Annotated in this window: 11 protein-coding genes, 2 pseudogenes and 1 riboswitch; of the genes and pseudogenes, 7 read left to right on the top strand and 6 right to left on the bottom strand. The window is 65.4% G+C overall.

All coding sequences use genetic code 11. The features are described from left to right. Both VFH65_RS28355 and VFH65_RS28360 read left to right on the top strand, forming a co-directional pair. A pseudogene (locus VFH65_RS28355) lies at window positions 1–367 on the top strand (SMP-30/gluconolactonase/LRE family protein); the annotation flags it as partial. Between the two features lie 68 nt (window positions 368–435). Next, window positions 436–1,650, top strand: a complete 1,215-nt coding sequence (locus VFH65_RS28360) for a serine hydrolase (RefSeq protein ID WP_353326310.1) — start codon at window positions 436–438, stop codon at window positions 1,648–1,650. Here VFH65_RS28360 and yhjD read toward each other — a convergent pair. The 4 genes from yhjD to VFH65_RS28380 form a co-directional block, all read right to left on the bottom strand. Next, on the bottom strand, window positions 1,647–2,678 hold the full coding sequence (gene yhjD, locus VFH65_RS28365; protein ID WP_353326312.1) for an inner membrane protein YhjD: 1,032 nt from the start codon (window positions 2,676–2,678) through the stop codon (window positions 1,647–1,649). The genes VFH65_RS28360 and yhjD overlap by 4 nt on opposite strands. Window positions 2,679–2,698: 20 nt before the next feature. Continuing rightward, window positions 2,699–3,712, bottom strand: coding sequence for a tryptophan--tRNA ligase (gene trpS / locus VFH65_RS28370; RefSeq protein WP_353326314.1), 1,014 nt, complete (start codon window positions 3,710–3,712; stop codon window positions 2,699–2,701). 123 nt (window positions 3,713–3,835) lie between these two features. Then, a complete protein-coding gene (locus VFH65_RS28375; protein WP_353326316.1) occupies window positions 3,836–5,209 on the bottom strand; it encodes an NAD(P)/FAD-dependent oxidoreductase in 1,374 nt (457 codons plus the stop codon). A gap of 9 nt (window positions 5,210–5,218) precedes the next feature. After that, window positions 5,219–6,010, bottom strand: coding sequence for an exodeoxyribonuclease III (locus VFH65_RS28380; RefSeq protein ID WP_353326318.1), 792 nt, complete (start codon window positions 6,008–6,010; stop codon window positions 5,219–5,221). 69 nt (window positions 6,011–6,079) lie between these two features. Between VFH65_RS28380 and VFH65_RS28385 the strand changes: the two genes are divergently transcribed. After that, complete coding sequence (locus VFH65_RS28385; RefSeq protein WP_353326329.1) at window positions 6,080–6,913, top strand: alpha/beta fold hydrolase; 834 nt, start codon at window positions 6,080–6,082, stop codon at window positions 6,911–6,913. Between the two features lie 21 nt (window positions 6,914–6,934). Here the strand turns inward: VFH65_RS28385 and VFH65_RS28390 are convergent, their stop codons facing one another. Next, a complete protein-coding gene (locus tag VFH65_RS28390; protein WP_353326320.1) occupies window positions 6,935–9,172 on the bottom strand; it encodes an NADP-dependent isocitrate dehydrogenase in 2,238 nt (745 codons plus the stop codon). 138 nt (window positions 9,173–9,310) lie between these two features. Beyond that, window positions 9,311–9,429: riboswitch (SAM riboswitch) on the top strand. A gap of 108 nt (window positions 9,430–9,537) precedes the next feature. Between VFH65_RS28390 and VFH65_RS28395 the strand changes: the two genes are divergently transcribed. Genes VFH65_RS28395 through VFH65_RS28410 form a run of 4 tightly spaced genes read left to right on the top strand, consistent with a single transcriptional unit; the run spans window position 9,538 to window position 13,048 of the window. Then, the gene (locus VFH65_RS28395) at window positions 9,538–10,866 is read left to right on the top strand and encodes a bifunctional o-acetylhomoserine/o-acetylserine sulfhydrylase (protein ID WP_353326322.1); all 1,329 of its coding nucleotides are present in this window, start codon (window positions 9,538–9,540) and stop codon (window positions 10,864–10,866) included. Further along, window positions 10,863–11,984: a homoserine O-acetyltransferase MetX gene (gene metX / locus VFH65_RS28400; protein WP_353326323.1), complete on the top strand. Its 1,122-nt coding sequence runs from the start codon at window positions 10,863–10,865 to the stop codon at window positions 11,982–11,984. Before VFH65_RS28395 ends, metX begins: the two co-directional genes overlap by 4 nt. Further along, a complete protein-coding gene (locus VFH65_RS28405; RefSeq protein WP_353326325.1) occupies window positions 11,981–12,712 on the top strand; it encodes a class I SAM-dependent methyltransferase in 732 nt (243 codons plus the stop codon). The genes metX and VFH65_RS28405 overlap by 4 nt, the downstream gene beginning before the upstream one ends. 45 nt (window positions 12,713–12,757) lie before the next feature. Beyond that, entirely contained in the window at window positions 12,758–13,048 is a 291-nt protein-coding gene (locus VFH65_RS28410; RefSeq protein WP_353326327.1) for a hypothetical protein, read from the top strand. Here the strand turns inward: VFH65_RS28410 and VFH65_RS28415 are convergent. Further along, window positions 13,038–13,271, bottom strand: a pseudogene (locus VFH65_RS28415) (transcriptional regulator); the annotation flags it as partial. The gene VFH65_RS28410 and the pseudogene VFH65_RS28415 overlap by 11 nt on opposite strands.

Genomic DNA, 13,271 nt, shown 5'->3' on the forward strand with positions numbered 1-13,271 from the left:
GGTCACGCCGCTGGTGAGCAATCTGCCAGGACATCCCGACAACTTGTCGACGGGTGCCGATGGCCGCATCTGGGTGGCGATGGTCTCACCCGTCAACGCCGCCGCGGAGTGGCTGGCCCCGCGGTGGCCGGCCTTGCGCAAGCTGCTGTGGAAGCTGCCGGATCGGCTGCAGCCCCAGATCAAGCCCGAGGTCTGGGCGGTCGCGTTCGACCCCGACACGGGCGAAGCCGTCGCCGGCCTGCACACCGCGCACCCGTCGTTCGGCATGGTCACCGGCCTGGTCGAGGCCGGAGGGCGGTTGTGGATGGGCTGCATAGGAGCGCCGGCCGTCGCACACACGGATGTCCCCGTCAGGTCACGTTTGTAACTCCAACAACATGGGTAACAGCGCGCCTCCGCGGCATCGGGCGCTAAACGGCCTAATCTGCGCTCACGATGGCGAACTCTCGAATCGTGTTCCAGCGCGCCGCCGCACTGGCAGCGGCTCTTTTCCTGATGGCCTGTCCCGCAGTGGCAAGTGCCGAACCCAACGCCGCGCCGGATACGTGTCCGTATCGGGTGGCGACGCCACCGGCAGTCGACTCGTCGGAGGTGCCGAAGGCGGGAGATCCGCCGCAGCCACTACCGGTGCCGGCCAAGCCGCTGGGCGGTGACGCACTCTCGGGTTGCGGGGTCATCACGGCCCCCGGCACACCGCCGCTGCCCACCGACGTCTCCGCCGAGGCATGGATGGTCGCCGACCTGGACACAGGCGACGTCATCGCCGCGCGGGATCCGCACGGCAGGCATCGCCCCGCCAGCGTCATCAAGGTGCTGGTCGCGATGCAGGCGATCCGCGACCTTCCGATTCACAAGGTGGTTGCCGGCACCGCCGCGGACTCGGCGCAGGAGGGCACGAAGGTCGGCGTGGGCGAAAACGGTTGGTACTCAATCAATGACCTCCTGCACGGCCTGCTCATGTACTCGGGCAACGACGCCGCACATGCGCTGGCCGCGCAGATGGGTGGGATGGACGCCACGCTGGCGAAGCTGAACGACCTGGCCGGCAAGCTCGGCGGACGCGACACCCGGGTAGCAACACCGTCGGGTCTGGATGGACCTGGTATGAGCACGTCGGCCTACGACATCGGGCTGTTCTACCGATATGCCTGGCAGAACCAAACTTTCGCGGACATCGTGGCCACCCGCAGCTTCGACTTCCCTGGCCGTGGCGACGTCGGCTACCCGATCGAGAACGACAACAAGCTGCTCGCCAACTATTCCGGCGCGCTCGGCGGAAAGACCGGATTCACCGACGATGCCGGCCAGACGTTCGTCGGCGCCGCGAATCGCGACGGCCGCAGACTGGTCGCCGTACTGCTGCGCGGCACCCGCCAGCCGATCGCACCATGGGAGCAGGCGGCGCACCTGCTGGACTACGGCTTCGCGACGGCACCGGGCACCAAGGTCGGCACGCTGATCGAACCCGATCCGTCGCTGGACGGCGCCAAGCCGGACGCCGCCGCGTCCAATCCCGCGGTCAATGCTGCGCCCATGTTGCAAGACGTCGACGCGATGCCGGTCCGGGTCGGCGTTGGCATCGTCGGCTCGGTCATCGTGTTCGGGCTGATCATGGGTGCCCGGTCACTGAACCGACGCCCGCAGCACTAGTGCTTGCGCAGGCGCGAAAAGCCCAGCGCACCAAGGGCTCCCACCGCGCCTGCGGCCAGCGCTCCGCGCACTCCGATGCCCTCGCGCTCCTGCACACGCATGGTGATCTGCGCCGGTGCCGGCGCCTCGACCGGCGCGGCTTCCAGATTCTCGGTCGACGTCGCCGCCCACGCCGTCGCGAACAGAATCAGACGTGAGGTGATGTACGCGAACACCATCAGGCCCAATACCGGACCGAACGTCGCTCCGGCCGGACCGGTTACCACCGAACGCAGGTAGATCGAGCCGAGCTGCTTGAAGACCTCGAAGCCGACCGCCGCGATCAACGCGGCCCGAACAGAACTGCGCAAACTGACCGGCTCCCGCGGCAGCCGAGCGATGATCCAGGTGAACAGCAGCCAGGAGATCAACACCGACACCAGTAACGACGCGACTCGCAGCGCGATGCTGACACCCGGAATATCTTGCAGTCCAAGCCATTCCACTACGCGTTTCATCAGGTCCGAACTGCCAAGCGCAGTCAACGCGATGGTGACGACGATCGCGACGAACAGACCCACGATGGCAGTGAGATCCGATAGCTTCGCGCGTACGAACCCAGGCGGCTCGTGGCGCATCAGGCCCCACATCTGGCTCAGTGCCTCGCGCAGGTTGGCCATCCAGCCCAGCCCGGCCCACGCAGCGGTGGCAAGGCCGATGATGCCCACCGAGGTGCGCGACTTGATCGCCGAGTCCATCAGGGCGACCAGCTGGTCACCGAAATCGCCGGACACCTTCGATTTGATCTGCGCAGTGATCTCGGCGAGCAGTTCGGGGTTGCCTGCCAACACGAAGCCGGCCGCAGCGAAGCCGACCATGAGCAATGGAAACAGCGCGAAGATCGTGAAGTAGGTTATGCCGGCCGCGTAGAAGTCGCCCTTGCTGTCCCTGTAGCGCTCCTGCGCCCGCATCACGTGGTCGAACCAGCCGAACCGTGACCGCAAGCGGTCCATGATGCCCGGTTTGTCCGACTCGGCCGGTTCGCTCATGCCCGACCTCCCCAAGAGCGTTACGCGCGCGGCGGTAAGAACCCTAGCCGGTCATATACCCGCTTGAGCGTCTTCGCAGACACGTCTTTGGCGCGCTGCGCGCCAGCAGCGAGCACGTTCTCGAGCTCGGCAGGATCGGCGAGCAGTTCGTCGACGCGCGTCTTGATCGGCGTGACGAATTCGACGACGGCCTCGGCGGTGTCGGTCTTGAGGTCGCCGTACCCGCGGCCGGCGTAGCCCTCCACGAGCTTGTCGATGTCGGTGCCGGTGACGGCGGACTGAATCGTCAGCAGGTTCGACACGCCGGGTTTGGCGTCCTGGTCGAAACGGATCTCGCGCTCACTGTCGGTGACCGCCGAGCGGATCTTCTTCGCCGACACCTTCGGATCGTCGAGCAGGCTGATCAGCCCCGCATCAGTGGCGGCGGACTTGCTCATCTTCGAGGTCGGATCCTGCAGGTCGTAGATCTTGGCGGTGGCCTTCTGGATCATCACGTCGGGCACCACCAACGTGTCGGGGAAGCGCGCGTTGAATCGCTGGGCCACGTCGCGGGCCAGCTCCAGGTGCTGGCGCTGGTCTTCGCCGACCGGCACCACATCGGTGTCGTAGAGCAACACGTCGGCGGCCATCAGGACCGGATAGGTGAACAGCCCGACGGTGGTGGCCTCGTTGCCTTCCTTCTGCGATTTGTCCTTGAACTGCGTCATCCGCGACGCCTGCCCGAAACCGGTGAAACAGCCCAACGCCCAAGCGAGTTCGGTGTGTGCGGGCACATGGCTTTGCACGAAGATCGTCGCGCGCGCCGGGTCGATGCCCAGCGCGAGGTACTGAGCCGCAGTGACCAGCGTGCGCCGCCGCAGTTGCTCGGGATCCTGCGGGATGGTGATCGCGTGCAGGTCGACGACGCAGAAGTAGGCATCGAACTCGTCCTGCATGCCCACCCACTGGTTGATCGCGCCCAATGCGTTGCCAAGGTGCAGGGAGTCGGACGTCGGTTGCACGCCGGAGAAGACGACGCGGCGGGTATCACTCATGGTGCACCAAATCTATCTGACCGATTTCGGCGCGAGTCCGAGCGCTCACTGGTGTACGACTTTGAAGCTCGAAACTGTACAACGATGAACCCTCACCAGTTCGCGGCCGTCAGCGCGCCCAAATCACCCGATAGCCTTCGGGGTGTTGTTCTGCTCTTTGGCCTGATCCAACGCCCGGCGCGCGAACACCCAGCGCTCTGTGATCGCCATCTGACCGCGCCCTCTGCCGAGGAACGTCACAAACCACGAGATAACGGCCATGAGGCGGTTGCGACCGCCGACGAGGTAGTACAAGTGCAAACCGAGCCACGCCAGCCAGGCGAGGAATCCGCCGAACTCGAGCTTGCCGATCTGGCACACCGCGCTGAAGCGCGACACCGTCGCCATGCTGCCTTTGTCGAAGTACTTGAACGGCTTTCGCGTCGTCGGGTCTCCCCCTTTTTCAGTGCCCTTGAGACCGCCCTTGATCTGCTTGGTGGCGTAGACCGCGCCCTGGATCGCACCCTGCGCCTGGCCAGGAACGCCGGGCACGCTCATCAGGTCGCCGATGACGAAGACGTGCGGGTGCCCTTTCACCGTGAGGTCCGGCTCGACGATCACCCGGCCGGCGCGATCAGTTTCCGTCCCGTCGGACTGCTCGGCGATCTGCCGGCCGAGCGGGCTCGCCTGCACACCGGCCGACCAGACCTTGCAGGCGCAGTCGATGCGATGTTCGGTGCCGTCCTTGTCCTTGACCGTCAGGCCCATGTAGTCGACGTCGGTCACCATCGTGTTGAGCATGACCTCGACGCCCATTTTCTCCAGACGACGCTGAGCCTTGAGTCCGAGCTTGGGACCCATCGGCGGCAGCACCGCGGGCGCGGCTTCGATCAGGATCACCCGCGCCTCACTCGGCTCGATCGTGCGGAACGCCCCTGCCAGAGTCCGATGGGCGAGTTCGGAGATCTGCCCGACGACTTCGACGCCCGTCGGCCCGGCACCCACCACCACGAAGGTCAGCCGGCGCTCACGTTCGGCCTGCGACGTCGTCACCTCGGCCGCCTCGAACGCGCCGAGGATGCGGCCGCGCAGTTCGAGGGCGTCGTCGACGGTCTTCATGCCGGGCGCAAAGGCCTCGAAATGATCGTTGCCGAAGTAGGACTGCTGCGCGCCGGCAGCCACGATAAGGCTGTCGAACGGAGTCACCCGCTCCCAGTCGAGAAGCTTGGACGTGACGGTCTTGTTCGTCAGGTCGATGCCGACGACGTCGCCGAGCAACACCTCGGCATTCTTCTGCTTGCGCAAGATGATTCGTGTTGCCGGCGCGATCTCACCGACAGAGAGAATGCCCGTCGCGACCTGATACAGCAGCGGCTGGAACAGGTGGTGAGTCGTCTTCGCGATGAGGGTGACGTCAACGTCGGCACGCTTGAGGTGTTTCGCCGCGAACAGGCCGCCGAAGCCCGAACCGATGATCACGACGCGATGGCGCCGCGGGGCAATGCTGGGGACGGTCACGGAAAGACCCTAACCGTATTCGACTGTCACCGGCGCGTGGTCGGACCACCGCAGCGCATACGCCGCGGCGCGCTCCACCCGGGCGGCGCGCACCCGCGCCGCCAGCCCAGGTGTCGCCAGTTGGTAGTCGATGCGCCAGCCGGCGTCGTTGTCGAACGCCCTTCCGCGCCATGACCACCAGGAGTACGGGCCGGGCACATCGGGGTGCAGCACCCGGACCACGTCGACCCAGCCCGTTGCGAGTAACTCGGTGAGCCACTGCCGCTCGCTGGGCAGGAAACCCGACTTCTTGATGTTGCCCTTCCAGTTCTTGATGTCGTTCTCGGTGTGCGCGATGTTCCAGTCCCCGCAGACGACGGCGTCGCGGCCGGTCAGCGTCGACATCCGGTGCGCGAGCGCCGCCATGAACCGCTCCTTCTCGAGCTGGCGGTCGGTGCCGGCCTCGCCGGTCTGGATGTAGACGCTCGCGACGGTCAACCCGTCGATATCGACCTCCACGTAGCGGCCGTGCAGCGCGAACTCGTCAGCGCCGAGGTCACGCACCGACTTGATCGGATGGCGGCTCAGCACCGCAACACCGTTGCGGCCCTTGACATCCCCGCCCGCCGACGCCACATGCCAACCGTCGGACAACGCCGGGGCCAACGCCGCGGACAGCTGCTCGTCGTCCGCCCGCGTCTCCTGCAGGCACACCACGTCGGCCGTCGTTGCGGCCAGCCACGGCAGCAGCCCAAGGTTCTCGGCCGATCGCTGTTTGATGGCGGCGCGGATGCCGTTGACGTTGATGGTCGACACGATCACGGGCGATGACCCTATCGGCCCGCTTGCGGTACCGCCGGTATCACCTTTACTGTCGGGCACATGACTGGAATGTCGCTGCGTGCGCCTATTCATCTGGGCTCCGGCGAACCCATTCTTTTGCTACATCCGTTCATGATGTCGCAGAACGTGTGGAAAAGGGTCGCGCCGCTGATTGCTGAGACCGGCCGCTACGAGGTGTTGGCGCCGACCATGCCGGGCCACAACGGTGGCGTCAAAGGCAAGTTCTTCCTGGACACGGCCGAGCTGGCCGATGACATGGAACGCCGGATGGACGCGCTGGGCTGGGGCACCGCGCACGTCGTCGGCAACTCGCTCGGCGGCTGGGTGGCGTTCGAGCTGGAGCGCCGCGGCCGCGCCCGTACGCTGACCGGCATCGCGCCTGCCGGCGGCTGGCAGAGTTTTACGCCGGCCAAGTTCGAGATCGTCGGCAAGTTCCTGGCCGGCATGCCGATCTGGCTGTTCACCCTCGCGTTCGGTCAGCGTGTACTGAAGCTCCCATTCACCCGGTATCTGGCACACCTGCCCGTCAGCGCCAGGCCCGACGGCTTGTCCGACGAGGATCTCGCCGACATCATCGACGACGTCAGGCACTGCCCCGCGTACTACCAGCTGCTGGTGAAATCACTGACGACGCCGGGCCTGCTGGAACTCGCCGAAGGTAAATCGCCGACACATTTGGTCATCTGCGAGAAGGATCGTGTGCTGCCGCATCCGCGGTTCACCCGGCACTTCACAAAGCACCTGCCGAAGGACACGCGGATCACGCATCTCGACGGCGTCGGTCATATCCCGATGTTCGAGGCGCCGGCCCGAATCGCCGATCTGATCGTCGATTTCGTCGACGGCTACGCCTCGCCGCCGAAAACCAAGGCCACCGGCTAGGCGCTGACGTCCCAACGAGGGTCACCCTTGCGCGGACTCCAGCGTCGAATTGAGCGACTTGCTCGGCCGCATCACCGATGTCGTCTTCTCGCGGTCCGGGTAGTAGTAGCCACCGATGTCGACCGGATCCCCTTGCACCTGCGCGAGTTCAGACACGATTGCGTCTTCCTTTTCGGCCAGCGCCTTGGCCAGCGCGGCGAAATGGTCGGCCAGCTCCTGATCCTCGGTCTGCTCGCTCAGTTCTTGCGCCCAGTACATGGCGAGGTAGAACTGGCTGCCCCGGTTGTCGAGCTCACCGGTTTTACGTGACGGACCCTTGTCGTTCTCGAGCAGCTTGCCGATCGCGCTGTCCAACGTCTTGCCCAGCAGCGTGGCTCGCTTGTTGCTCGTCTTGTTGCCCAAGTCCTCGAAGCATGCGCCCAAGGCGAGGAATTCACCGAGCGAATCCCACCGCAGATGGTTCTCCTCGACCAGCTGATGGACATGCTTGGGCGCCGACCCGCCCGCGCCCGTCTCGTACATGCCGCCACCGGCCATCAGCGGCACGATCGACAGCATCTTCGCGCTGGTGCCCAACTCCAGGATCGGGAACAGGTCGGTGAGGTAGTCGCGCAGGATGTTTCCGGTCGCGGCGATGGTGTCTTGTCCGCGAGTGACGCGCTCCAGCGTGTACCGCATGGCCCACACCTGCGGCATGATCTGGATGTGCAGGCCCTCGGTGTCGTGGTCGGCGAGGTAAGCCTTGACCTTCTTGCGCAGCTCGGCCTCGTGGGGACGTTCGGTGTCCAGCCAGAACACCACCGTCATGCCGGATGCTCGCGCGCGGGTGACGGCCAGTTTGACCCAGTCCCGAATCGCTGCGTCCCGGGTGACTGGCATGCGCCAGATGTCGCCCTCTTCGACGTTCTGCGTTAACAACAACTCACCGGTGTCGATGTCGACGATGTCGGCGACGCCGTCCTCGGGGATTTCGAAGGTCTTGTCGTGTGAGCCGTACTCCTCGGCCGCCTGCGCCATCAGGCCGACATTCGGCACGGTGCCCATCGTCGTCGGGTCGAACTGGCCGTTGGTCTTACACCAGTTGATCATCTCCTGGTAGATCCGGGAGAAGGTGGACTCGGGGTTCACCGCCTTGGTGTCCTTGAGTTTTCCGTCGGCGCCGTACATCTTGCCGCCGAGGCGGATCATCGCGGGCATCGAGGCATCCACGATCACGTCGCTGGGTGAATGGAAGTTGGTGATACCCCTTGCCGAATCCACCATCGCCAGCTCGGGCCGATGTTCGTGGACGGCGTGGATGTCGTGGATGATCTCCTCGCGCTGCGTAGCGGGCAGTGCCTCGATCTTGTTGTACAGGTCGACCATGCCGTTGTTGACGTTGACGCCCAGTTCGTCGAGCACCGCTTGATGCTTGGCGAAGGCGTCCTTGTAGAAGACCTTCACGCAGTGGCCGAACACGATGGGATGGCTGACCTTCATCATCGTGGCCTTGACGTGCAGCGAGAACATCACGCCCGTCTTGTATGCGTCCTCGATCTGCTCCTCGTAGAACGCGCACAAGGCCTTCTTGCTCATGAACATGCTGTCGATGACGTCGCCTTCTCCCAGCGACGTCTCGGGCTTGAGCACGATCGTCTCGCCGCCCTTGGTCTTCAGCTCCATCCGCACGTTGCGCGCGCGGTCCAGGGTCATCGACTTCTCGCCGTGGTAGAAGTCGCCGGACTTCATGGTGGCCACGTGAGTGCGCGAGGCCTGGGAGAATTCGCCCATGCTGTGCGGGTGCTTGCGCGCGTACTCCTTGACGGCCTTGGGTGCGCGACGATCCGAATTGCCTTCGCGCAGAACCGGATTCACGGCGCTGCCAAGCACTTTGCCGTAGCGCAGCCGGATCTCCTTGTCCTCGTCGGTCTTCGGATCCCCCGGGAAATCCGGAATCTTGTAGCCCTTGGATTGCAGTTCCTTGATGGCAGCCAACAGCTGAGGGACCGAGGCGCTGATGTTGGGCAGCTTGATGATGTTGGTGTCGGGCAACTGCGTCATCTGGCCAAGCTCGGCCAGGTTGTCCGGCACGCGCTGCTCTTCGGTCAGGTGATCGGAGAACTCGGCCAGGATGCGCGCGGCCACCGAGATGTCACTGGTTTCGACGTTGATCCCCGCCGGCTCGGTGAACGTCCGAATGATCGGCAGAAAGGCGTACGTCGCTAGCAGCGGCGCCTCGTCGGTCAGCGTGTAGATGATGGTCGGCTGCTCGGCGCTCATGTGTTGTTCTCCCGGCGTCTTTGGGTCAGATTCGGCGGCTATCAGTATTACGTCGGATACGACGCTACGCGCGGCCACCTCCGGCGGCGCGGACTACCAGGTGGCACCTCATTGACGGCATGCGATATCCTTCCTTTCGGTCATGAGTGCCAGCGTCAAGCCCCGGCTTGCTGGCCGGCAACCCTCCAACCGCGGTGGGGTGCCCCGGGTGATGACCAGGTTGAGTAACTGCTAGCGGTTACCGGCAAGCGCGGGTCCGTTGTGACGGGCCCCCAGAGAAGACAGGCGGAGGTCCGGCGTGCGCAGTTGTCGCTGAGTGCTCTAGTACCCAGCCCAGCAGGCCCATCACAACAGGAGAACCACCCATGAGCACCGAGAATCAATTCGACGACCCCACTGCTCGCTGGTCGTTCGAAACCAAGCAGATCCACGTCGGGCAGACGCCGGACGCCGCGACCAACGCTCGGGCGTTGCCGATCTACCAGACCACGAGCTACACCTTCAGGGACACCGATCACGCCGCCGCGCTGTTCGGTTTGGCCGAGACCGGCAACATCTACACACGCATCATGAACCCGACGCAGGACGTCGTCGAACAACGCATTGCGGCGCTTGAAGGTGGCGTCGCCGCCCTGTTCCTGGCGTCCGGACAGGCCGCAGAAACGTTCGCGATCCTCAACATCGCCAACGCCGGCGACCACATCGTCTCGAGCCCGCGGCTCTACGGCGGCACCTACAACCTGTTCCACTACACGCTGCCCAAGCTCGGCATCGAGGTCAGCTTCGTGGAGAACCCCGACGACCTCGATTCCTGGCGCGCCGCGGCGCGGCCCAACACCAAGGCGTTCTTCGGTGAAACCATCTCCAACCCGCAGAACGACATCCTCGACATCCCCGGTGTGGCCGCCGCCGCGCACGACGCGGGCGTGCCGCTGATCGTCGACAACACTGTCGCCACCCCGTACCTGATCCAGCCGATCAGCCACGGTGCCGACATCGTCGTGCACTCGGCAACGAAGTACCTGGGCGGGCACGGCTCGGCGATCGCCGGGGTGATCGTCGACGGCGGCACCTTCGACTGGACCAACGGCAAATTCCCCGGCTTCACCACTCCTGACCCGAGCTATCACGGTGTGGTGTTCGCCGAGCTCGGTGCGCCCGCGTTCGCGTTGAAGGCCCGCGTGCAGCTGCTGCGCGATATGGGATCGGCCGCCGCACCTTTTAATGCGTTCCTTATCGCGCAGGGATTAGAGACGCTGAGCCTTCGCGTTGAGCGACATGTAGAGAATGCGCAACGCGTCGCTCAGTATCTGGCCGGCCATGAGGATGTGATCTCGGTGAACTACGCGGGCCTGCCCACGTCGCCGTGGTACGAGCTGGGACGCAAGCTGGCGCCCAAGGGAACCGGCGCAGTGCTGGCCTTCGAGCTGGCCGGTGGCGTCGACGCGGGCAAGGCGTTCGTCAACGCGTTGACGCTGCACAGCCATGTCGCCAACATCGGCGACGTGCGCTCGCTGGTCATCCATCCCGCTTCGACGACCCATGCGCAGCTGTCCCCTGAGGAACAACTCGCCAGCGGCGTGACGCCTGGACTGGTTCGCCTTTCCGTCGGCATCGAGGGCATCGACGACATCCTGGCCGACCTGGAGCAGGGCTTCGCCGCCGCCAAACCGTTCCAGCAGGCGAAGCGATGACGACCTTCGACGTGAAAACGATCGATCTGCCCGCAGAAGGTGAAGTCGGTGTCGTCGACATCGGCCCACTGACACTGGAGAACGGCGCGGTGATCGAGGATGTGTCGATCGCGGTGCAGCGGTGGGGCGAGCTCTCACCCAATCGCGACAACGTGGTGGTGGTGCTGCACGCATTGACCGGCGACTCACACGTCACCGGCCCAACAGGCCCGGGTCACGAAACAGAAGGCTGGTGGGAAGGCGTCGCAGGACCGGGCGCGCCGATCGACACCGACCGATGGTGTGCGATCGCCACCAATGTGCTTGGCGGCTTCCGCGGGTCGACGGGCCCCAGTTCGCCCGCGCCGGACGGAAAGCCTTGGGGGTCACGGTTTCCCAACGTGACGGTTCGCGACCAGGTCGAGGCCGACGTCGCGGCGCTGGCAGCGCTCGGCATCAGCGAGGTCGCCGCGGTTGTCGGCGGTTCGATGGGCGGCGCCCGCGCGCTGGAGTGGGCGGTCAGCCATCCCGACAAAGTGCGGGCGGCGCTGGTGCTGGCCGTAGGGGCGCGAGCCACCGCCGACCAGATCGGCACCCAGAGCACCCAAGTCGCCGCGATCAAGTCGGACCCGGACTGGTGCAACGGCGACTATTACGGCACCGGGCGCTCGCCCGACCTCGGCGTGGAGATCGCGCGGCGGTTCGCGCATCTGACGTATCGCGGCGAGGCCGAGTTGGATGCCCGGTTCGCCAACGAGCCACAGGGTGACGAGGACCCGGGGACCGGTGGCCGCTACGCGGTGCAGAGCTACCTCGAGCACCAGGGCCGCAAACTGCTGACGCGCTTCGACGCCGGCACTTACGTGGCACTCACCGACGCCCTGTCCAGTCATGACGTCGGTCGAGGCCGCGGCGGTGTGGAGGCCGCGCTGTGCGGCTGCCCGGTACCCGTGGTCGTCGGCGGCATCACGTCCGACCGGCTCTACCCGCTGCGGTTGCAGGAGGAATTGGCCGAGCTGCTGCCGGGTTGTACCGGATTGGACGTGGTCGACTCCCCTTGCGGCCACGACGCCTTTCTTCTGGAGACCGAGGCCGTGGGCAAGTTGATTCGACGGACGCTGGAGTTGGCGGAACGGTGACCCGGTCGCAGCAGCGTTCACTGTCGTTCGGCGCGGAAGCCGCGGCTTACGAACGCGGCCGGCCGTCCTATCCTCCTGAGGCGATTGATTGGCTGCTGCCGCCGGACGCGCGCGATGTGCTTGATCTCGGCGCGGGCACCGGCAAGCTGACTACCCGTCTGGTGGAACGCGGGCTGGGGGTTGTAGCGGTCGATCCAATTCCTGAGATGCTCGAGCTGCTGTCCAACTCGCTGCCCGACACGCCGGCGCTGCTGGGCACCGCCGAGGAGATTCCGTTGCCGGACGACAGCGTTGACGCGGTTCTGGTGGCACAGGCGTGGCATTGGTTCGACACCGAACGTGCTGTCAAGGAGGTAGCGCGGGTGCTGCGGCCGGGCGGCCGGCTGGGTCTGGTCTGGAACGCCCGCGACGAGCGGCTGGGCTGGGTCAAGGATCTGGGCCGCATCATCGGTCATGAAGACGCGCACTTCAACGACAAGACGTCGCTTCCCGAGGTATTCACCGACGTCCAGCATCACCGGGTCGAGTGGACGAATTACCTGACGCCGCAAGCGCTTATCGACCTGGTCGCGTCCCGCAGTTACTGCATCACGTCGCCAGAGAAGGTGCGCACCCGCACGCTGGACCGGGTGCGCGACCTATTGGGCACACATCCGGCGCTGGCCAACACGAACGGCTTGGCGTTGCCGTATGTCACGGTAGGTATCAGGGCGACGCTCTCGTCCTGAGAATTCCTGCACGGAGCAGGGTTGCGGCCGTGCGACGCTCGAGGGGTGAATGTCGTTGTGCGCGTTCTTGCCGGCGTCGTCAGCGTCGCGGCCGGTGGGTGGTGGCTGCTGTGCGTTTCCATGGTGCTCACGTCGCGGATCTCGGCGTTCGGCAGTGATCCTCACGGCTATGGGCTGATGTTCGGCACCATCATGGCCGTTCCGGTCGGCTTCGTTCTTGCTCTCGCGCTGCCCTTCACGTTTCCGCGAGGAGGCAGGGCGCGCGTCTTGAGCATCACGGTGCGGTCGTTCCTCGGCGTCACCGCGTTGCTGTTCGCGGCATTGTTCACCGCGTAGAACGCGTGATGTAGTCGCCGATGACCGCGGTGCCCGGACCGGAATGGGCGCCCGGCCCAGGTGCCGCAATTACATTGGCCGCGTTCAGTTCTCCACCGCATTCCGCGCACACCGTCTTCGCGGTGGTGACCTGGCCGCAGTCGCTGTGCACGATCAATGCGGGCGGTCCCGCCGGCTCGGCCAGCCATTTGTCGCCCCACGCCACCAACGTGGCGATTACCGG

This window comes from Mycobacterium sp., from assembly GCF_035697385.1.
Classification (GTDB): domain Bacteria; phylum Actinomycetota; class Actinomycetes; order Mycobacteriales; family Mycobacteriaceae; genus Mycobacterium.